The organism is Limnospira sp. PMC 1279.21, assembly GCF_032349615.1.
GTDB lineage: Bacteria > Cyanobacteriota > Cyanobacteriia > Cyanobacteriales > Microcoleaceae > Limnospira > Limnospira fusiformis.
Genome location: NZ_JARPLU010000093.1, coordinates 1 through 20,380, shown reverse-complemented (window position 1 = coordinate 20,380; position 20,380 = coordinate 1). Strand labels below are relative to the sequence as shown.

Below are 20,380 nucleotides of genomic sequence, written 5' to 3'. Positions count from 1 at the left end.
GAGACTTAATCACGCGGGATTGTAGGAGTCCAGTAGCTTGGCTAATTTGCTTTATAGCAGGCCCCGCTGATTAATTGTCTAGGCGGGGCTTTTTATTGTTCAAAGTTTGAAGATAGGATAGAAGCTGGGTTTCTTCTCTGGGAGGCACGCGGACTGCATATAGCAGCGACCCGCTTCGGGTAGAGGGCGAGACCTATCGCTCCCGGAAGGCCTCGTCAGTTAATTTTCCCATTGTCTGAGAAATCCTGAAAGTCTGTCTTTGGGTATACAGTGCGATGGAAATTTGGGTATACAATTCTATCTAAAACTGAGTCCCATAATGCCACTGTGCAGGTATCACATAAATAATTCGGAAACCCCAATCTTAGTATTTTTTTAAGATTTGGTGTAAAATCACCAAGAGTAGCTTCTCATACACCTATTGCATCTCGGAACCTGGCTCATCCTAGGGGTCTGCTAATTGGGTCTAGCTGAACCGAGAAACGTTACAGGGTTCGGTCAGTCGTCGTTTACGGAACAAAATTAGTGGCTATGAATGATTTGGATGCCTATAGGAGGCAGTTAGTTCCTCCAATCAATATTGATGAGAGTATCGTGGCGAGGGGTAATTCTTGTAGTGAGAATGATTCGGCACATGGTTTAAGTGTAGAGATGATAGAACACTTGAAGTTGTTGGCAACAGCGGTTTGCTGTGCTGATGATTCTGTGGTCATCACTACGGCTAATCTGGAATTTCCTGGACCTGCAATTGTGTTTGTCAATAAGGCATTTACTAGAATGACTGGTTATGGTCCCACAGAGGCGATCGGTCGAACTCCTAGAATTTTGCAAGGGGAAAAAACAGATCGCACGATTTTGGAAAGGATGAAACTGGATCTTAAAGATGGAGGGGTGTTTTATGGTCAGACGATTAACTATCGCAAGGATGGAAGCGAATTTGTCAATGAGTGGCATATTGAACCTATATATAACGATCGCCAACAGATAACACACTATTTAGCTATTCAAAGAGATGTGACTGAACGCCAAAATCAACATAATCGCCTAATCTACGAGGCTAACCATGATAGCCTAACGGGTCTATATAACCGAGGTTACTTTATAACTGAACTTCAGAAAGCGATAGACCGTACACAAAACTGTCAAGACTATTTGTTTGGTCTGCTGTTTATGGACGTCGATCGCTTCAAATTGATTAATGATAGTTTTGGACATCAAGCCGGAGATCAACTACTGATTGAAATTGGCGATCGTCTACAAAGCTGTATCCGTCCCCAAGATATTCTATCTCGGTGGGGAGGAGATGAGTTTGCTATTATAATTGATGATATTCAAGACCTGTCGGAAATTTCTCAACTAACTAATAAAATTCAACAGACCATCAAAAAACCCATTATTTTGGGGGAAGACCACCTAGAAACTGTTACCAGTCTTAGTATTGGTATCGCTCTGAGTAGTATGGGGTATAATTGCAGTGCAGATATGCTCCGCGATGCTGATACAGCCTTATATAGAGCCAAAGACCGAGGGAAGGGAAGTTATGCAATTTTTACCCAAGCGATGCACCACCGAGTCCGACAGCAACTACAGCTAGAAACGGATCTGCGTTATGCTCTCAAACGTGAGGAATTGCTACTTAACTATCAGCCAATTATCTCGATGAAAACTAATCGGATTGTGGGTTGTGAAGTCCTGCTTAGGTGGGAACATGGGACTTTGGGTTTGATTTCTCCAGAGCAATTTATTCCTATGGCTGAAGAAACTGGGTTAATTGTTAAGATGGGAGATTGGGTAATTGAACAGGCTTGTATTCAGGCTAAACAATGGGAATGTATTTATCAAGACGCACCGCCATTTTTGAGCGTTAATTTATCGACCAAACAACTAATAAATCAGGGAATTGTCGAAAAAATTAAGGAGATATTAGAAGCCACTAAATGCTCTCCTGAATTGATTAGGTTTGAACTGACAGAAACGGCGATCGCTGAATCGACAGAAGTGGCGGTTACTACTCTCCGAAAAATTAAAGATTTGGGGATTAGATTATGTATAGATGACTTCGGAACCGGACATTCCTCCCTTAGTCGTCTCTCATGTTTTCCTATTGATACCCTGAAAATAGACCGCTCTTTTATTCAGGGGATGAGTGCTTCGGAACATCAAACTAAAATCGCCTATGCTATTGTGAAGCTGGCTCAGTCCCTGGGAATGGAAACTATTGCGGAAGGGATTGAAAACTTAGAACAATTTTGCCAACTCAAATCTTGGGGATGCGAATTGGCTCAAGGGTTTTTGATGGCTCAACCTATAGCGTCAAAAATTTTCCAAGAAGTTCTTAACCAAAACCTGATTTACCCCCTGGAGTGCTAATGACCGCTGAATTAATTGTTAACAACTATCCTGAAGATTTATTAAACGCCTATCAAACGGCGATCGCTGAGTTACGTCAACTCAAAAATGAACTTCGTCAAACTCAGCAAGAATATGGGGAACTGCGAACCATTATCGATCGCACTAACCCGGTTAGTATGATTGATAAACATGGGACGGTTTTAGATGCTAACCTACCCTTTATTGAAATGTGGGGTAAGTCTTGGGAACAGGTGATTAATCACCCTCACCCCTTGTTTGACTCCCCTTATTATTCCCCTAATTTTTGGGAGCAATTATGGTCAGTTGTCAATCAGGGTAAGATTTGGGAAGGAGAAATTCAACAACATATTGCTAACGGACAACATATTTTGCTAAAAACAACTATTGTTCCTGTGGAAGCACCATCGGGATTATCTCCTTCTCGCTATTGGGTAATTACCAATAAAGATGAAACTAGACCTCAGATAGAAGAACAACTGCTTCAGTTGTCCTGGGTGGCGACTCAGACTGATAATGCTGTAATTATCTGTGATTGTGATGGCTATATTGAGTGGGTTAATACCGGATTTGTAACTATTACCGGATATTTCTTTGATGAGGTACGAGGTCGCCAGTCTGGTTCGTTTTTGCCAGGTTCCGACACTAACCCAGATACCGTCTGCGAGATTGCTAAAGCACTCCAACAACATCAACCTTATCAAGGAGAAATTCTTAACTATAGACGCAATGGAGAATCTTATTGGTTGTCGATAAGTATCAATCCTATTTTTGATAAATTGGGAAATTTGACTAAGTTTATTGCTGTGGAAAGTGATATCACTGAACGTCAAAAAATAGCCTCGGCTTGGCGAGAAAGTGAAGCGAGAAATCGCAGCTTGATTGAGGCTATTCCTGATTTGATATTTAGGATAAATTCTCAGGGGATAATTCTTGACTACTTCCCGCCTAAAAATTGCCCCAATCCCGGTTTACCAACCCATATTGTGGGACAGAAAATTGATGCGGTTTTTTCTCAAGATTTGGCTGAATGGACGCGCCATTATTTGACTCAAACCCTCAACACTGGACAAATTCAGCAGGGAGAATATGTGCTATCGGTTTCGGGTAGATATCACCATTATGAGGCGCGTTATGTCCCTAGTGGTGAGGATCAGGTATTGGCTATTGTTAGGGATATTAGCGATCGCAAAGCTATGGAAGTTAGCCTTAGACTGGAACAAATACAACAACGCCAGAAAGCGATCGAGTTAGCCAAAACTCTACAAGAATTAAAACGCACCCAAGCACAATTAATTCAGGCTGAGAAAATGTCCGGTTTAGGACAAATGGTCGCAGGGGTGGCTCATGAAATTAATAATCCTTTGGCGTTTATACATGGAAATTTAATGCACCTAGAAACCTGCATTAAAGATTTAATTGAACTGGTGAAATTATATCATAAAAACTACCCAAAACCTAGGGAAGAAATTATCGATTTTGCTAAGGAAGTAGATTTGAAATTTATGCTTGATGATTTACCTAATGCTTTGGATTCAATGAAGTTGGGAACTACCCGAATTCAAGATATTGTTGTCTCTTTAAGAAACTTTTCTCGCCTCGATGAAGCTACCCGCAAGGCTGTAGATTTACATGAGGGTATCGAAAGCACTTTACTGATTTTACAAGGTCGCATGAAAATGCACCACGGTTGTGAAATTAAAATGATTAAAGATTATGGCGAATTACCTAAGTTGGAATGCTATCCTAGTCAATTGAATCAGGTATTTATGAATATATTGGCTAATGCGATCGATGCATTAGCCACTCAACCAGACCCTCGGATAATTACCATCAAAACTACAGTGGAAAAAGCTAAATCTCCAGACCAGCTAGACTCGGTTGTTATTAAAATTGCTGATAATGGTCCGGGAATTCCTGAATCGATCCAAAGACAGATTTTTAATCCCTTTTTTACTACTAAGCCTGTGGGTCAGGGGACGGGTTTGGGATTGTCTATTTCTCATCAAATTGTAGTCGAAAATCACGGCGGAAAGTTGCAGTGTAATTCCCAGGTAGGTGGCGGCACAGAATTTGTGATCACCCTCAGTATACCTGAACAGCAAACGCCTGTTACTCATTAATCTCTGGGAAATACTAAATTTTTGTGAAATTTTAGGCGATTGACCATAATTTTCCTATAATGGACAATTAGGCTTTTTAGACATGATTTGGTTATGCAATATTACTTCACTGGCTTTATTGTTCTTTTCTTCCTGGTTTGCTATGGCTACAGTTACGTGATTGTCAAATTGGCTAAGGATCGCGGCGACCAATTTTTGCTGTATGGAATGCTGGGGGGGTTATTTGGGTTTATGGCTTTTTGTGCGGCGGCGGTTCCATTTTTGCATTGGGTGTTTGACTAATAAATAGGAGTGCATTAAATGCCACAATGGCGGGTGGGGTGTTATAGTTTTTATGGTGAATTAAAAGGCGATCGCACTCAGCCTATAATTTTGCTATTACATGGCTTTATGGGAAATTGCCGAGACTTTGACCTGGCTATATCCTCCCTTCCTGATGATTTCTGCTGCTTAACTATTGATTTACCAGGACAAGGAAAAACTCAGGTATTAGCAGGAGATGAAGCCTATAAAATGCCAGCGATCGCCTCCGGTTTAATTGGTCTTTTGGATTACCTGAAAATTGATAATTGTGTCCTGGTTGGATATTCTATGGGAGGTCGTTTAGGACTCTATTTGATTTTACACTATCCTACACGATTTAAGCAAGCAATTCTGGAATCAGCATCGCCGGGACTGAAAACGGAAATTGAGCGATCGCAGCGACGTTTATCAGATGATAAAATAGCCGATCAGTTACAAAATATCCCTTTTGAAGACTTCCTCAACTGGTGGTATAGTTTACCCCTATTTACATCCTTGAAAAACTCGCCCATTTTTGATAAAATTATAGGCGATCGACTCCAAAATAACCCCAATCAATTAGCTAAAATTCTCATTAATTCGGGAACCGGAAACCAGCCACCACTCTGGGATAAGTTATCTCAAAATCAGATACCTTTACTATTATTGGTGGGAGAATTTGACCATAAATTTCAACAAATCAACCGAGAAATTACGGATTTATGTACCTTCGCAACCATGATCATAGTTCCCGGCTGTGGTCATAACATCCACGCCGAAAATCCCAGAATTTGGGGAGACTTAATCCTTGATTTTATTGTCTAAATATGATAATTTTTAACAAAGCCTTAAATAACCAGGTATGAAAACTATTGCTATTTACCATAATAAAGGTGGAGTAGGTAAAACCACCATCGCCATTAACCTAGCCGCCAGTTTACAAAAACAAGGTCACAAAATACTACTTATCGATTTAGACTCTCAAGCCAACTCTACCTTTGCGACTGGCTTAATGAAATTTTTATTTGTGGAAGATGATGATTTAAGAGATCGCAATGTTTCCCATGTTATCGAATCAGGTGATTATTACTTTATTCCCGATGTCGTCAGAAAAACCGACGGATTTAATCAGCCAGAAATTGATGTCATACCTTCCCATATTAACTTAATTGAAAAGCAGTATAAACTCAACCAGATTGTATCTTATAAAACCCGTTTAGTCATCAAGCTAAAACGAGTCGAAGAAGATTATGATATTGTGATTATTGATACTCCTCCCTCGCGGGATATTTATGCAGAAATGGCTTTAATTGCGGCGGATTATTTAATCATCCCATCAGACTTAAAACCCTTTGCTAATCAAGGATTACCTACCGTCTTGGAGTTTATTAGTCAAATTGATGAATTTCGCACTTTAATTGGTAAAAATAATTTAGCGATTTTGGGAATATTGCCATCCAAAATATCCACCAACTCTAAATTTTTAAATTATGTCTTTCCCAAGCAAAAAGAATCCCTGTTAAATTCCCATAATTTACCGATTATGAATAGCATAATCTTTGAAAGAACAGTTTTGTCTCAATGTACCAACCAGACTATAACTATGGGAGATTTAGAGATACCAGACCCCAAATCTGTGCTAGAATTTGCGCCAGATTCACCAGCGGCGATGGAATTTGTACAGTTAACAGAGGAAGTTTTAGAAAAGTTAGGTAAATAAATCATGATCAGATTTTTCTTAGTGGATGTTAAAAGCATTAATTCCAATGTCCCTCGGTCTAATTTTTCGGAATCTGAATTAGAGGAGTTAGCCGATAACATTTTAGAATGTGGGGGAATTATCAAACCCTTAATCCTGAAAATGCAAGGGTTAGAAAGTTATCAAGTTATTTCAGGGGATTTAGAATATTATGCGGCGGTCAAGGCTAGGGAAAAAGACCCCCGCGAAGCTGAGATGGTTAATGCTTTTGTGATTGCTGAGAAACATGAGGCTAAGGTATTAAAACAGGTCGAGTTAATTGAGAGTTTTACGGTAACTCCTAGTTTGATAAATAATCAGATAGGGGAAACCCTAACATTAACCACATCTCCATCTCCTAATTTAGAGTCTCGGTTAAATAATCTTGAACAACGACTAGAAAACTATGTGATTCAAATTCAGCAGGAATTGAGGGATTATCAACAACAAAATGAACGGCGATTTAAAGCCATAGAATCTGCCCAACCTTCCTCAATGAGAGAGTCAGAATCGCCAAATCAACCCATTATTAACCCCCTCGATTTATTCAATAGTTTGACTCAAGAGGAGTTATTTAGGCGATTGAATAGGTCTAATATTAGTAATGCTAACAACCTAGCTAAAGGCATTTTTGAAGCCAGGGAAAAACTGGGTAAATTCACCAATTATCAACAAGTGATTGCTAGTGTTAAGGGTTTAGCGGACAAAACGATGATTAAAATTATTGATGCTTGGTCTAGTTAAATGCAATTCAATGACTATTAAATTTAACTTTAATAAATACTCCCGTAAATTTAAACAGCCTTTAAAAACTCATCACGGACTCTGGGAGGTTAGGGAAGGGATTATTATTGAGTTAATGGACGAAAGGGGTAAAGTTGGCTGGGGAGAAATTGCGCCTCTTAGTTGGTTTGGGTCGGAAACTGTCAGGGAGGCTATGGATTTTTGTGAAAGTCTACCTGGGATAATTACAGAAAATCTGATTTTTTCGATTCCTATGAGTCTCCCAGCTTGTCAGTTTGGTTTGGAGTCTGCTTTCACTGAATTACAGGGAAATGATAAGGAAATACCTAAGCTAGAAAATAGTGGACTGCTTCCCACAGGAAAAGCGGCTTTATCTGGTTGGGAAGATTTAGTTAATAGGGGATATAAAACTCTCAAGTGGAAAATTGGGGTTGATAGTATTGATAATGAGTTGAATTGGTTGCAGATATTAGCCAGCCAAATGAGTGAAATTCAAGGGTTATCGCTGCGACTCGATGCGAATGGTGGGTTAAATTTTTCGGAAGGCGATCGCTGGTTAGATATTTGTGATAGAATAAACCTGGGGGATACTAGCTTTAAAATAGAGTTTTTAGAGCAACCCCTAGGTGTTAATGAGTTAGAGGGAATGTTAGCCTTAACTAAGGGTCATTTAACCCCCATAGCCTTAGATGAATCTGTAGCGACCCTCACCCAAATCAACCAATGTTATCAACAAGGTTGGCGAGGTATTTTTGTGATTAAACCAGCTATAGTAGGTTCTCCAAAGCAGTTAAGGAAATTATATCATAGCTTAGGGATTGATGGGGTATTTTCTTCAGTATTTGAAACCGAAATAGGTCAAAAAGCGTCACTAAAATTAGCCGCAGAATTATGTCAATCTAATCGCGCGGTAGGATTTGGTATTAATCACTGGTTTGTCGATACTGATTAACTAAGAAATGATTAATCATCCCATAATGATCACATTTTAAACAGATTTACCCTCACACAATTCCTCAAGCATATCAACAAGTTTAACTGCATTTTGATAATATACTCTAATTATTACTGCTGTTTATAACGCATTTTACATTTTTCATTGTACATTTTCAAAAGCATTGATAGCTTGACTGAGGCGACTTTGCACAATAGATTTCTCAGTAGTACGCGAACTATTGACAGTTACATCTAGGAAATTTTGACTCTTTAAAAGATGTTGATAATTAGTATTGAGTGATTCTTTATCATTAATCAACCCTTTTTCTAATCGACGAGCTAAACCCACCATAATACAGTCAAAAACTGCTGCATTAATCTGATTTTTCGGTTTAAAAGCTCGACCTCCCCAAACTTCATAAGCAGTTTCAATAGTGCGAATAAAAACCAGTTGGATTGCTGATTTATCATACTTCTTCAAATAGCGATTTTGACCCAGAAACTGATTTAAAAAGCCTTTCATAGGTTTTTGATAGTTATCACCCTCAAAATAGAGAGCCAGAAAACGCAAAATCATTTCCTGATCTCGCATACGTTTATCAGGTTTTGGGGAACCATATATATCTCGCCAACACTGATGATAATTAAGTTCTGCTAATAAATTATTAAACTCTCCGTGATAGATACAGGCGCGAATTTCTTGAGGTTTTAATTGTTGACCACCGGTATTAAGTCGCTCAAAAATATAGTAAATACTGCTATTATCATCTGAGGGTTCATCCTGTTTAACAATGGTAGCAGGTATAATTGAATCATCGAGTCTACGTCTATCCTCTTCTGACAGAGTTTGATAAGTTAATCCGTCAAACTCATCAGCGACTTTGGTTAAGGAAAATTCCCTTTGATTAGGTTCAAAAACCCCATCATAAAAATATTGAATAGTCTTTAACCTTTGTTGACCATCAATAACTAGAAGTTTTTGAGTATCTTGTTCTTTAGCGAGAAAAATTCCCGGTACTGGTAGACCCAATAATAGGGACTCAATAAAACGAGATGCTTCTCTATGGTCCCAGACATATCCTCGTTGAAATTGTGGTACATATATGCTGCCATTTTTCATCCGTTTAACTAAACTATCAACCGGATAATCAGCACCATAACTGGTTATTGAATACTTAAAAGTAAGTAGTTCTTCATCACTATCTTCTAAATTTTGGGGTGCGGTTTTTGGCATATATAATTAGTTAGATATTTGGTGTAGTAGAAGTTATTAATATGCTAAAATCCTACCACTATTTTCCATGAGATGAAACCTAAAATAATGGTGGCTAAATGTTGAGGTAATAAGGTTTTGATAGGTTGGCGAGCAATTTTTTGTGTGAGTAAAATGGCGATTAATATCCCGGATAATAAGGTGGTTCCCTGTAAAAACTCAATGACGGCTGGATGAGCAACCCAAACGGGGAGACTGGAACCATCTAAGCCAAAAGTAGCAAGGGTAACTGGTAAAATTCTGCCACCTTCTGCTAACCCTAGCCGTAGATAATGAGCCAAATTAATGGCTAACACAAAGGGAAGTAAACCATAAGCTAACTCGATAAATTTACGAGGCTTTCTTGGGGAAATTAAACGATAAATCAGATAAGCGAAACCGGGAATTATAGCAGGTAAAGCTAAGACTACGGTTGACAGGCTTAAATGTATCCAGAAATTATCTAAATTTAGGCTAAAATTAAAATACTGTTCTAGTTGGGGTAAATGATGCAAAAATACGGCATTTAATAATAAAAATAGCAAAGCTACTTCATAGGTGCGAGGTATATGAGTAGTCCATAATTCAATTCCTGGGGGTCGCAAATTGACCTCGACTGAACGATGAGGACAGGCTTTTAAACAGGTCATACACAATACGCAATCTCGATTATCTTCTAATTGTGCTGGGTGAGAATATAAAGGACATCCGCCTGTTTCCATTCCTTCGCCTTTTGGGGGTCCTCCTTTATAGCATTGGTAGGTGTTGCATTCGGCTGAACAGGTTCCCTGCTGTGCGCGTAATTCGGTGATGGCTAATTTGGCAAACATCCCATTCATACCGCCAATGGGACAGAGATAACGACACCAAAAACGCCTTTCAAAAATAGCTGAAAAAATCATGGCTCCGGCGGTAATGAGTAGCAATAAACAAGCTGATAAATAGGCGGTATTTGGTAAATCCCACAATTCTTCCCAGAGTAAAATTAGGGTGAATAAACCGAATAAAAACCACCCTCCCCACTTTTCGGCTGACTGTCTCGGCCATTTTTTTAATTGACGCGGAAACAGCCAGAGAGATAGTTTTTGGGTGATTTCTCCGTAAATCATAAAGGGACAAACTGCACACCATACGCGACCTAAAAATGGGAAGATTAACAAAACTAATGGCCACCACCAGGCCCAAAATAGGTTGAGAGCGAAATTTTGCGATCGCGTTTGAGGACCGAGGAATAAAATCGCCACGACGGCGGCAAAAACAGCTACAGTAAAGCCATAATTAATCCGATCCGGCCACCAGGGACTTCTGAGAAATTTGCGGAATTTCGGATAGGTATTTAATAAATTAACTCGGAATTGCTGCTTTTTAGTTTGAGACGGCCAAATAATTTCTTCGGTGATTTCTGTACAGCCTTGAAGTTGAACGATCGCTCTTTCTACGAGGTTTCGTAATTCCCGCAAATTATTGGGAAAATCATAGGCTTGTAGTCGTCGCAAGGCTTCCGGGGTCATCTGGACTCGGTTAATACCTTTATTCCGACAAATTAGGCTAATATTATAATTAACCCAATCGCCAATATCAGATTTTCTTACCCTCAAAGGTGGCACTTTAATGACGGTTTCGACTAAGGTTTCAATCTTAGCGACCATCTTTTCTGATATAATGATTATCCGAGCTTGAGAAACTTTAGCATTGACGGTTTCAGCGGCCCCTTTACTGACCGGAATATAAGTTCCTAGTTCTAATAAATTTGAGATGGCGGGGATTAATTCTGGGGGTAATTCTTGGATATTATTAAATATTAAAGTTCCCTTTCCCAAGGCTTCAATTAACCCAGATTTTCCCCCTGTCCGTCCGAATAAATCTGCGCCACTGGTTTGGAGTTTAGAACAATTTACTTGAATTACTGGTTCTCGGCGGTCATCAGACCCAAAATGAATCAAAGCTGCTAAGTTGTCTTTTTCGATTCCTGGTTCCCCAAAAATTAGGACGGATTTACGATTTTTAGAAGCCTCTTTAATTTGCGATCGCAACCTCACCGCATAACGACTTTTTCCGACAATTCCCCGCCGCGCTCTCGGAATTAAATAGGGTTGTAAAATGGCTAACCTTTCCTGCTCATAAACCAATTGAGCGGAAAGTTCCTCTACTTCTTCGGCTAGTTGCTGAGAAAAGGCTTGATTGATTTCTGGATAGGCTTCTACCAACTTTTGCAAGTCTCCAGCCTTCATCACCCAAAATTGACAATCTGTCCGGGTAATTAATGTTTGTTGAACTGGATTATTTAACAGTAACGATTGCAGATTAATAGCCATTCCTGGTAAATACTGATCGGCCTTGGGTGCGTCTGAGTTTTCCAAATCACCCGATCGCAAAATATAAAGCCGATCTGGGGAAGTTCCTTTAGTCACCACGACGGTATTTATAGGAATGGTGCGTTCTTCCAGTTGAGGTGCGATCGCCTGTAATATTTCATCATCCAGGAGGCTCAGTGCAGTTCTTTCCTGCAACCATTGCACCAGATCAGTTTGATTCACGCTTTCCCCCTGGATAACTTTCACCGAAAAAGTTACCCTACATTATAACACAGATTAAGACAGAATCCATAATTCAGACAAAATCATGTCAACTAATACGCCTATTTTATCTCTGTTAGTTCCCCTCGCATTACTAGGGTTAATTATTCTGACTGCCGTATTTTTCAGCCAGCAAAAAAACTAACACACTTGAGAGTCTGACGGTTAAGCAAAGCCGGAGCGGGATAGCAGCGACCAGTGTTAAATCTGAAACTGCTAAACCCGCTCACTTATGGCAACTTTTCCAGTCAATTAGGAAGCGACACGAGCGGCTGTGCGAGGTCTTCTGCGTCCGGTAGCTGGCTGAGGAGTTTCCGTAGTAGAAGAAGCGGTAGAATCAGGACTTTCTTCGGGAGTTTGCATTAACACCACTAACAGAGGATTGCTTTGTAACTCACGCCGCAACAAACGAGCGATCGCTCTTTCAATCTCGGTGCGTACCCCCACCCAATCAATTTGATTACCTTCGCCATTACCAAAGGAGCGGCTAAACTCAGACCAGCGATCGCTTAAAGTCGCCTCAATCACCTTAACAATCTGTTGTTTAAAGGTAGCCTGATCAGCAGTCATCACCACCCCTTTCAGGTGAGTTTCAGGAATAGCCAAAAGTTTACCCTCATCACTAACAGCGACCGCTACAGTAATTAAGCCATCTTCAGCCAACTGTTGGCGTTCTTTCAGGACATCATCACGCACAAACCCAGTGCGGGAGGAATCGACCGGCTCAATACCAGAAGGAACTTTACCACCAACGCGAATGGAATTTTCGGTCAACTCCACCACATCACCGTTATTGATAATCACCATATTTTCCCGTGGAATACCCATACTTTGAGCGGTTTTGCTGTGTTGTACTAACATCCGATGTTCACCATGTACAGGAACAAAAAACTTAGGACGAGTCAACGCCAACATCAGTTTATGGTCTTCCTGACAACCATGACCGGAAACATGAATACCATGATGGCGGCCATAAACCACATTAGCACCCTGCATCATCAACTTATCAATAGTATTGACAACCGCAATGGTATTTCCGGGAATTGGGTTAGCAGAAAAGATAATTGTATCCCCTTGTTTAATGCTAATTTGTCGGTGAGCGCCATTAGCAATTCTGGTCATCGCCGCCAAGGGTTCACCCTGGGAACCTGTGGTTAAAATCAACACTTTTTCGTCAGGTAAACTGCGAATAGCATTGAGAGGAATAAACAGATTATCAGGACATTTTATATAACCTAAATTCCGAGAATGAGCGATGACATTTAACATCGATCGCCCTACCACAGCCACAGAGCGCCCTAATTTTTGAGCAATACTCAGAATAATATTTACCCGGTGAACGGACGAAGCGAAAGTCGTCACCAACACCCGTCCAGAAGCGGTCGCAATAATTCTTTCCAGATTCGGATAAACGGAAGCCTCCGAGGGAGTAAACCCAGGCACTTCCGCGTTAGTCGAATCACTCAGCAGACAGTGAACCCCTTTTTCCCCATATTCAGCCAACCGCTGAAAATCGAAAAATTCGCCATCAACGGGGGTATGATCCACCTTAAAGTCTCCCGTGTGGATAACTACTCCCACTGGGGTATTAATTGCTACGGTAAAACTATCAGCGATTGAGTGAGTATTGCGGATATATTCCACCAGGAAGTTTTTGCCAATACGCACTATATCGCGAGGTCTTACTGTTCTTAATTCAGTGCGATCGCTCACCCCCGCCTCTTCTAGTTTACCATGAAGCAGAGCCATGGCTAATCTCGGACCATAAATCACGGGAATATCAAACTGTTTCAGGTGAAAAGCAATCCCACCGATATGGTCTTCGTGACCGTGGGTGACAATCATACCCTTAATTTTATCCCGATTTTCCCGTAGGTAGGTGACATCTGGTAAAACTATATTTACCCCGTGCATTCCATCGGTTGGGAAGGCTAAACCAGCATCTAGGATGATGATTTCATCTTCATACTCAAATACACAGGTATTTTTGCCAATTTCGTGGAGTCCACCCAGGGGAATTATTTTCAATTTCGGAGAGTTATCTTCCGGGGTTTTTTCCCTATTTTTGGGTAAATTATCCAACTTTTTGGTAATTTTCACTGACCTAGCAGAAGGTCTAGTTCTGGTGTAAGATTTGCCGTTGCTTGACATAATGATACCTCATTAATTACTTAGTTTTCCATGGTTGATTTTTCCCGGTTTCAACAACCTTTTATAAGTATCAATTGACTAGCAATCAACACCTAGGAATCATCACAGCTATTCAATTGTCTGAAACCCCGATTTACCGAGTTTCCATCAAACCCAATTCTCCCAAAACTCCCTTTACCTTTTCAATCACTTCCGGGGATGGTTCACACATAGGAGACCGACTCAGACCCACATTCCAGCCCAACAATTTCAGAGCCGCTTTAATCGGAATAGGATTAGTAGTGATAAACAACGTTTTAAACAAACCGAAGAGTTTGATATGAATTTCCGTTGCTTCCTGCACCCGACCCGCTTCAAACATCTGGATCATATCTTGAATTTGCTTCCCTACCAGGTGACTCGCTACGCTCACCACCCCAGTCCCGCCCACTGCTAACAGTGGCAAAGTCAGGGAATCATCCCCAGAATATATCTGAAACTCTTTAGGTGTCAACTGCCTAATTTGACTAGCTTGGTCTAGGCTGCCACTAGCCTCTTTAATAGCCACAATATTAGGAACCGATGCCAAACGTGCGACGGTTTCGGGCTGGAGATTTTGTCCGGTACGCCCAGGAATATTATATAACACAATCGGCAAATCTGCACAAGCTGAGGCGATCGCCAAAAAGTGTTGATACAATCCCTCCTGGGGAGGCTTATTGTAATAGGGAACCACCTGCAAAGAACCATCTACCCCCAGTTTAGCGGCTTTCTGAGTGGCGGCGATCGCCTCCTGGGTAGAATTCGACCCTGTACCAGCAATCACCTTAGCCTTACCCGCCACAGCCTGCTGAACCACCTTAAACAACTCATGTTCTTCATCCCAAGTCAGAGTCGGAGACTCTCCAGTGGTTCCACACACAACCAGAGTATCACTGCCATTAGCCGCCAAGTGAGCCGCCAGCCGCTCTGCTTCTGCATAGTTAATGCTACCATCTTCCCAAAACGGCGTTACCATTGCCGTCATTACTCTGCCAAAACTTACCATTTCTTTTGTGTCAATTGTGCCGTATAGTTAGCCGTCTTGTTCTCAGTTATTCCACCCCACACGGGGGACTTACAGAAGGTCTTTACTTACCAATAATTCAGCAATTTGGACTGCATTTAAAGCGGCTCCCTTGCGAACTTGATCGCCACACAGCCATAATTCTAACCCACAGGGGTGAGAAAGATCCTGGCGGATACGACCCACCAAAACCGGATCGCAGCCCGTTGCATCAATAGGCATTGGGAAATAATTAGCCTGCCAGTCTTCCACCAACTTGACCCCTGGGGCTTGACTCAGGACATCCCGCGCCTTAGCCACATCAAAAGGCTGCTCAAACTCTAAGTTAATCGCCTCGGAGTGGGCCCGGAGTACGGGAACCCGTACACAAGTCGCGGAAACTCTCAACTTGTCATCACCAAAAATTTTCCGCGTCTCATTAATCATTTTCATCTCTTCCTCACAATAGCCTAAATCATTGATAGGCGAGTTGTGGGGAAACAGATTAAAAGCCAAGGGGTAGGGGAATATTTCCGCCTGGGGAGTTTCTCCCTGTAAAATCGCCCTGGCTTGGGTTTTCACCTCCTCCATAGCCCTGGCTCCCGCACCACTAGCGGATTGATAAGTAGATACTACTATACGCCGCAGTGGTTGTACCTGATACAGGGGCCAAACTGCCACATTCATCAAAATAGTAGTGCAGTTAGGATTCGCAATAATCCCCTGATGATTAACTACTGCTTCTGGGTTCACTTCCGGCACCACCAAGGGAACTTGGGGGTCCATGCGGAAGGCACTGGAGTTGTCCACTACAACCGCCCCGGCTGCTACAGCTTTGTGAGCCCATTGCTTAGAAGTAGATCCTCCAGCGGAAGCCAATACCAAATCTACCCCATCAAAACTGCGATCGCCAACTGCTTCTACTGTCAGTTGCTCTCCTCCAAAACGGAGACTATTTCCCGCCGAACGGGGAGAAGCCAATAGCTTCAACTCTGACAGGGGAAAATCACGACTCAAAAGCAATTCCAGCAACTCGGTTCCCACGGCTCCGGTCGCGCCCAAAATAGCAACTCTATAGGATTTTGACAAATTGACTTCCTCCCTGGAACTTTAGACAATCGATCATCTGAGAATCAATCAGAAATTTTAATAATATATAAGGCTAATCAGTCTTGTATCTATACTAGAGGCTATTATATCGGTAACTGCGACAGTTGATGTGACGGTCAATAGCGATCGCTACCCATTTCGACCCATCTACTGATAGCATCAAATATTGGCTAGTCTATCAATTATAGTCCTCCAGAGTTAAAATCGTGGTACAGAAACAATGACACTACCATACCACGAACTGTCAGCATCTGGAAGCAAACAGTCTAGGCTTTAGGGCCAGACAGCAGTTTAGATAGCTCGCTTTCCTTAGTCCGCGCTTAAACAAGGTACATCAAAGGTACATCATGAAAGTAACCCAGGAAAAACTTCCCGCCAGCCAAGTTGGGCTGGATATCGAAATTTCTCCAGAAATCTCCAAAAAAGCCTATGAGAAGGTAATCAACCAATATGCTCGTTCTGCCAATATTCCTGGGTTCCGAAAAGGCAAAGTCCCCCGCCATATCCTAGTGCAGCGACTAGGACCCTCTAGGATTAAAGCGGCGGCCCTCGATGATTTGATGCAGGAATATTTCCCAAAAATTGTTGAAGAAGAGAAAATTCCGGCTATTGGCAGTTTTGAAGTAATTGGCAATATTGAAGAACTGATCGAACAGTACGAACCTGGTCAACCCATCACCATCAAAGCGGCTGTAGATGTCGAACCAGAAGTTAAACTCAACAAGTACCAGGATTTTCAGGTCCAAGCTGAAGAGGTCAAATTTGATCCGCAGCAAGTTGATGAGATCCTCGAACGTGAACGGGTGAAAATGGCAACCTTAGTCCCGGTGGAAAACCGACCCGCTCAAAAAGGTGATACAGCCTATGTTGACTTTAAGGGATACTTTACCCCCACCGGAGCAACTGAACCCCAAGAAATTGAAGGGGGACAAGGTGATAACTACCAAGTGGAACTCACGGAAGGTCAGTTTATCCCTGGCTTTACCGAAGGCATTGAAGGCATGAGTCCTGGGGAAACTAAAGAGTTAAACATTGAGTTTCCGGCTGACTATGGTAAACCGGAATTGGCTGGATGTCCCGCTACTTTTAACATTACTCTACTGGAACTTAAAGAAAAAGAGTTGCCAGAGTTGGACGACGATTTTGCGGCTGAAGTGAGCGAGTTTGAGACTTTGGCAGAACTGCGGGAGTCCCTAGAAAAGCGTTTTCAGGAAGAAAAAGCTGAACAAACTACGGCGAATAAACACAAGGCTTTGGCTGAGGCTTTAGTGGCAGAAATGGAAGTGGAATTGCCGGAAACCCTCATTAGGGAAGAAGTAGACCGCCTCTTGACTCAGCAGGCTATGCAGTTGAGTAATATGGGCATTGACCTTAAACAACTGTTTAACAGTGAAACTGTACCACGGATGCGAGAACATCTGCGCCCTGATGCGATCGCTCAACTCAAGGAAACTTTGGCTATCAAAGAAGTCGCTAAACAACAGTCCATCACTATCACCGAGGAGGAAATTCAAGCTAAGTCCGAAGAAATGATGGAGCAACTTCAAGGCCAAGATGTGAACCTCGATCGCCTACGCATGGTGGTTACTGATGACCTGATTAGCCAAAAGACTTACCAATGGCTCGAAGAACATTCCACCATTGAATTAGTCCCTGAAGGTACTTTGACCCCAGAGGAAGAAGAACCAGAAGATTCAGAAGATTCAGAAGAAGTGGTCGTCGCTGAAGCTGAAGTCGTTACCGACTAGCTATTTGACCACCAGTGGGCTCAGGTGCCAAAATTCTGGAAAAGCGCTAATATGGAGTGGGGGAAAGAAAGGCGATCGCACTAATTTTCAGTCCGTTGCTCTGTTCTTCTCCCCCAACAATCACCTCGCGCCCGTCCCTAACATTTTCAATTAACTGTACATTAACCGTAAAACCACCATAAGATTAAATTACCATCCGCTTTATGATGATCTCTGAGTATTCCCGTGATTCCATTGGCAGCACCCGTAACAGCCACATAATTAGTGGTTCACAACCAGTTACTATTAACTCATCTGCAGCGGGTGTCATTCCCATGGTAGTTGAACAGTCGGGAATGGGAGAAAGGGCTTTTGACCTCTATTCCCGTCTACTACGCGATCGCATTATTTTTCTGGGAACACCCATTGACGATGAAGTAGCCAATGCCGTAAGCGCCCAAATGTTGTTTTTGGAATCAGAAGATCCCGAAAAAGATATCCAACTTTACATCAACTCCCCTGGCGGTTCAGTCACCGCAGGTATGGGAATTTACGACACCATGCAACAAATTCGCCCCGATGTGGTGACAATATGTTATGGATTAGCCGCCAGTATGGGCGCATTTCTCCTCGCTTCCGGTACCGCTGGGAAACGGATGTCCTTACCTAGCTCTCGCATTATGATTCACCAACCCCTCGGAGGCGCTCAAGGACAGGCAATAGACATAGAAATTCAAGCCAAAGAAATTCTCTATCACAAGCACACCCTGAATACACTCTTAGCCCAACATACCGGCCAACCCATAGAGCGCATTAATGCTGATACAGAGAGAGACTTTTTTATGTCTGCCGCTGAAGCCCAAGAATATGGTCTAATAGATAATGTGATCCTAAAACAGAATCTTCCGGTTCCCGGAGAATCTGTTAGCGCAACATAAAATGAGGCAATTATGTCTAAGTACGACTCCCATTTAAAGTGTTCCTTCTGTGGCAAGTCCCAGGAGCAGGTTCGCAAGTTAATTGCAGGGCCAGGAGTCTACATCTGCGATGAATGCGTGGAACTGTGTAACGAAATTTTGGACGAGGAGCTATTTGACCCCAATTCAGCTCCTCCCACTCCCCAGGCTCCCCGCCCCCAAGCAGCCCCTAGCCCTAAACGTCGCCACACTCCCAGTCGAGTCGCCTTAAATCAAATTCCTAAACCGAGGGAAATTAAGGCCTACCTAGATCATCATGTCATTGGTCAGGATGATGCCAAAAAAGTCCTGTCAGTGGCTGTTTACAACCACTACAAGCGTCTAGGCTTTATCCCAGGTCATAGACAAGGTGATGATCAGATCGAACTGCAAAAATCCAATATTTTGCTAATTGGTCCCACTGGGTGCGGTAAAACTCTATTGGCGGAAACTCTCGCTAAAATGCTGGATGTTCCCTTTGCGGTCGCTGACGCTACCACCCTCACTGAGGCGGGTTATGTTGGGGAAGATGTAGAAAATATCCTCCTGCGACTCCTACAAGTGGCTGATTTTGATGTGGAAGAAGCCCAGCGCGGCATTGTCTATATCGATGAAATCGATAAAATTGCCCGTAAGAGTGAAAACCCCTCCATTACTAGAGATGTCTCCGGTGAAGGTGTCCAGCAAGCGTTATTAAAAATGCTGGAGGGAACTACTGCTAATGTTCCTCCCCAAGGGGGTCGTAAGCATCCTTATCAAGATTGCATTCAAATTGATACTAGCAACATCCTATTTATTTGCGGCGGCGCTTTTGTAGGGCTTGAGAAAATTATTGAGCAAAGAAGCGGTAAAAAGTCTATGGGCTTTGTCCACTCCGGCCAAGAAGTCACCCCAGACAAAGACAAAAAAGATGCAGAAGCTCTCAAAGGTATCGAGCCTAATGATTTGGTTAAGTTTGGCTTAATTCCAGAGTTGATCGGTCGTATTCCTATGGTGGCAGTTCTCGATCCTCTGGATGAGAAAACTTTGATGTCAATTCTCACGGAACCCCGCAGCGCTTTGGTTAAACAATATCAAAAATTGCTGCGTATGGATAATGTGCATCTGGAGTTTGACGCTGACGCTATTCGGGCGATCGCTCAAGAAGCCTTCCGCCGTAAAACTGGCGCTCGTGCTTTGCGCGGTATCGTGGAAGAGTTGATGCTAGACGTTATGTATGAGCTGCCTTCCCGTAAAGATGTTAAACGATGTATGGTTACTCAGGAAATGGTTGAAAAGCGATCGACCGCTGAATTGCTCGTCCACCCTTCCTCATTGCCTAAGCCCGAATCCGCTTAATCTGATACATTTACGCGACATTTATCCGGCTATTGCCTGACAATGCGACGATA

The 20,380-nt window shown here is 42.2% G+C and carries 15 protein-coding genes; 10 read left to right on the top strand and 5 right to left on the bottom strand.

The genetic code is table 11. From position 1 onward, the window contains the following. Nucleotides 1-531: 531 nt before the first annotated feature. From P5683_RS14675 to P5683_RS14645, 7 genes are all read left to right on the top strand, one after another. Nucleotides 532-2,370 carry a bifunctional diguanylate cyclase/phosphodiesterase gene (locus tag P5683_RS14675; protein ID WP_006623578.1) on the top strand — a complete coding sequence of 613 codons (1,839 nt, stop codon included), beginning with the start codon at nucleotides 532-534 and terminating at the stop codon, nucleotides 2,368-2,370. Next, nucleotides 2,370-4,493: a PAS domain-containing protein gene (locus P5683_RS14670; RefSeq protein WP_315640307.1), complete on the top strand. Its 2,124-nt coding sequence runs from the start codon at nucleotides 2,370-2,372 to the stop codon at nucleotides 4,491-4,493. The genes P5683_RS14675 and P5683_RS14670 overlap by 1 nt, the downstream gene beginning before the upstream one ends. A gap of 93 nt (nucleotides 4,494-4,586) precedes the next feature. Beyond that, nucleotides 4,587-4,775 (top strand): hypothetical protein, encoded by a 189-nt coding sequence (locus P5683_RS14665; protein WP_006669528.1) that lies wholly within the window; start codon nucleotides 4,587-4,589, stop codon nucleotides 4,773-4,775. Nucleotides 4,776-4,793: 18 nt separating this feature from the next. Further along, a complete protein-coding gene (menH, locus tag P5683_RS14660; protein ID WP_315640309.1) occupies nucleotides 4,794-5,600 on the top strand; it encodes a 2-succinyl-6-hydroxy-2,4-cyclohexadiene-1-carboxylate synthase in 807 nt (268 codons plus the stop codon). A gap of 37 nt (nucleotides 5,601-5,637) precedes the next feature. Continuing rightward, entirely contained in the window at nucleotides 5,638-6,495 is an 858-nt protein-coding gene (locus tag P5683_RS14655; protein ID WP_315640310.1) for an AAA family ATPase, read from the top strand. 3 nt (nucleotides 6,496-6,498) lie between these two features. Next, nucleotides 6,499-7,257 (top strand): hypothetical protein, encoded by a 759-nt coding sequence (locus P5683_RS14650; protein ID WP_006669532.1) that lies wholly within the window; start codon nucleotides 6,499-6,501, stop codon nucleotides 7,255-7,257. A gap of 10 nt (nucleotides 7,258-7,267) precedes the next feature. Next, a complete protein-coding gene (locus tag P5683_RS14645) occupies nucleotides 7,268-8,209 on the top strand; it encodes an o-succinylbenzoate synthase (RefSeq protein ID WP_006669534.1) in 942 nt (313 codons plus the stop codon). A gap of 144 nt (nucleotides 8,210-8,353) precedes the next feature. On the opposite strand, the gene P5683_RS14640 is transcribed toward P5683_RS14645, so the two are convergent. The 5 genes from P5683_RS14640 to P5683_RS14620 all read right to left on the bottom strand — a co-directional run bounded on the left by P5683_RS14640 (nucleotide 8,354) and on the right by P5683_RS14620 (nucleotide 16,285). Beyond that, nucleotides 8,354-9,427: a DUF262 domain-containing protein gene (locus tag P5683_RS14640; protein ID WP_006623571.1), complete on the bottom strand. Its 1,074-nt coding sequence runs from the start codon at nucleotides 9,425-9,427 to the stop codon at nucleotides 8,354-8,356. 44 nt (nucleotides 9,428-9,471) lie between these two features. Beyond that, nucleotides 9,472-11,982, bottom strand: coding sequence for a sigma 54-interacting transcriptional regulator (locus tag P5683_RS14635; RefSeq protein ID WP_111892831.1), 2,511 nt, complete (start codon nucleotides 11,980-11,982; stop codon nucleotides 9,472-9,474). Nucleotides 11,983-12,273: 291 nt separating this feature from the next. Then, entirely contained in the window at nucleotides 12,274-14,172 is a 1,899-nt protein-coding gene (locus tag P5683_RS14630; RefSeq protein WP_315644925.1) for a ribonuclease J, read from the bottom strand. Nucleotides 14,173-14,305: 133 nt separating this feature from the next. After that, the gene (gene dapA, locus P5683_RS14625; RefSeq protein WP_190490454.1) at nucleotides 14,306-15,199 is read right to left on the bottom strand and encodes a 4-hydroxy-tetrahydrodipicolinate synthase; all 894 of its coding nucleotides are present in this window, start codon (nucleotides 15,197-15,199) and stop codon (nucleotides 14,306-14,308) included. Between the two features lie 69 nt (nucleotides 15,200-15,268). Continuing rightward, on the bottom strand, nucleotides 15,269-16,285 hold the full coding sequence (locus P5683_RS14620; protein ID WP_006623567.1) for an aspartate-semialdehyde dehydrogenase: 1,017 nt from the start codon (nucleotides 16,283-16,285) through the stop codon (nucleotides 15,269-15,271). A gap of 368 nt (nucleotides 16,286-16,653) precedes the next feature. On the opposite strand from P5683_RS14620, the gene tig reads away from it, so the two are divergent. The 3 genes from tig to clpX all read left to right on the top strand — a co-directional run bounded on the left by tig (nucleotide 16,654) and on the right by clpX (nucleotide 20,327). Continuing rightward, on the top strand, nucleotides 16,654-18,054 hold the full coding sequence (gene tig, locus P5683_RS14615) for a trigger factor (protein ID WP_006623566.1): 1,401 nt from the start codon (nucleotides 16,654-16,656) through the stop codon (nucleotides 18,052-18,054). Nucleotides 18,055-18,257: 203 nt separating this feature from the next. Next, nucleotides 18,258-18,971: an ATP-dependent Clp endopeptidase proteolytic subunit ClpP gene (gene clpP / locus P5683_RS14610; protein WP_006623565.1), complete on the top strand. Its 714-nt coding sequence runs from the start codon at nucleotides 18,258-18,260 to the stop codon at nucleotides 18,969-18,971. A gap of 12 nt (nucleotides 18,972-18,983) precedes the next feature. Beyond that, entirely contained in the window at nucleotides 18,984-20,327 is a 1,344-nt protein-coding gene (gene clpX / locus P5683_RS14605; protein WP_006623564.1) for an ATP-dependent protease ATP-binding subunit ClpX, read from the top strand. The last annotated feature ends 53 nt before the right edge of the window (nucleotides 20,328-20,380 follow it).

What these genes read in the sequence shown, in the direction of transcription:
- menH (WP_315640309.1), top strand. Translation starts at nt 4,794, where the DNA reads ATGCCACAATGGCGGGTGGGGTGTTATAGTTTTTATGGTGAATTAAAA.
- P5683_RS14665 (WP_006669528.1), top strand. Translation starts at nt 4,587, where the DNA reads ATGCAATATTACTTCACTGGCTTTATTGTTCTTTTCTTCCTGGTTTGC.
- dapA (WP_190490454.1), bottom strand. Translation starts at nt 15,199, where the DNA reads ATGGTAAGTTTTGGCAGAGTAATGACGGCAATGGTAACGCCGTTTTGG.
- P5683_RS14675 (WP_006623578.1), top strand. Translation starts at nt 532, where the DNA reads ATGAATGATTTGGATGCCTATAGGAGGCAGTTAGTTCCTCCAATCAAT.
- P5683_RS14630 (WP_315644925.1), bottom strand. Translation starts at nt 14,172, where the DNA reads ATGTCAAGCAACGGCAAATCTTACACCAGAACTAGACCTTCTGCTAGG.
- clpP (WP_006623565.1), top strand. Translation starts at nt 18,258, where the DNA reads ATGATGATCTCTGAGTATTCCCGTGATTCCATTGGCAGCACCCGTAAC.
- clpX (WP_006623564.1), top strand. Translation starts at nt 18,984, where the DNA reads ATGTCTAAGTACGACTCCCATTTAAAGTGTTCCTTCTGTGGCAAGTCC.
- P5683_RS14670 (WP_315640307.1), top strand. Translation starts at nt 2,370, where the DNA reads ATGACCGCTGAATTAATTGTTAACAACTATCCTGAAGATTTATTAAAC.
- P5683_RS14645 (WP_006669534.1), top strand. Translation starts at nt 7,268, where the DNA reads ATGACTATTAAATTTAACTTTAATAAATACTCCCGTAAATTTAAACAG.
- P5683_RS14640 (WP_006623571.1), bottom strand. Translation starts at nt 9,427, where the DNA reads ATGCCAAAAACCGCACCCCAAAATTTAGAAGATAGTGATGAAGAACTA.
- P5683_RS14655 (WP_315640310.1), top strand. Translation starts at nt 5,638, where the DNA reads ATGAAAACTATTGCTATTTACCATAATAAAGGTGGAGTAGGTAAAACC.
- tig (WP_006623566.1), top strand. Translation starts at nt 16,654, where the DNA reads ATGAAAGTAACCCAGGAAAAACTTCCCGCCAGCCAAGTTGGGCTGGAT.
- P5683_RS14650 (WP_006669532.1), top strand. Translation starts at nt 6,499, where the DNA reads ATGATCAGATTTTTCTTAGTGGATGTTAAAAGCATTAATTCCAATGTC.